Genomic DNA, 793 nt, shown 5'->3' on the forward strand with positions numbered 1-793 from the left:
GCAGCAAGGTGCCCGAAATGTCCGATATCAAGCGCGTCGTTCTCGCCTATTCCGGCGGCCTCGATACTTCCGTCATCGCCAAGTGGCTCGAAGTAGAACGCGGGCTCGAAGTGGTGACCTTCACCGCCGATCTCGGCCAGGGCGAGGAAATCGAACCGGCGCGCGCCAAGGCCCGCGCGATGGGCATTCCCGACCAGCACATCTTCATCGAGGATCTGCGCGAGGAATTCGTGCGCGATTTCGTCTTCCCGATGTTCCGCGCCAACACCGTCTACGAGGGCACCTATCTGCTCGGCACGTCGATCGCACGGCCGCTGATCGCGAAACGCCAGATCGAGATCGCCGAGCTGACCGGAGCGGACGCGGTCGCCCATGGAGCCACCGGCAAGGGCAACGACCAGGTCCGCTTCGAGCTGTCGTATTACGCCCTAAATCCGCATATCAAGATCATCGCGCCCTGGCGGGAATGGGAGTTCGCGTCCCGCACCGACCTGCTGAACTATGCCGAATCGCGGCAGATCCCGATCGCCAAGGACAAGCGCGGCGAAAGCCCGTTCTCGACCGACGCGAACCTCCTCCACACCTCGTCCGAGGGCAAGGTGCTGGAAGATCCGTGGGAAGAGACCCCGGACTATGTCTATTCGCGCACGGTGAACCCGGAAGACGCGCCGGACGTGCCCGAATATATCACCATCGACTTCGAAAAGGGCGACGGCGTTGCCCTGAATGGCGAAGCGATGAGCCCCGCCACCCTGCTGACCGCCCTCAACGAACTGGGCCGCAAGCATGGCAT

The 793-nt window shown here is 62.9% G+C and carries 1 protein-coding gene; it reads left to right on the forward strand.

Annotated features, from left to right (window positions below; genetic code table 11):
- Positions 1-17: 17 nt before the first annotated feature.
- The coding region (locus tag AAFM29_RS17930) for an argininosuccinate synthase (RefSeq protein WP_341714061.1) at positions 18-793 on the forward strand (776 nt) is incomplete at its 3' end.

It is taken from the genome of Erythrobacter sp. (assembly GCF_038133525.1).
Taxonomy (GTDB): Bacteria; Pseudomonadota; Alphaproteobacteria; order Sphingomonadales; family Sphingomonadaceae; genus Qipengyuania.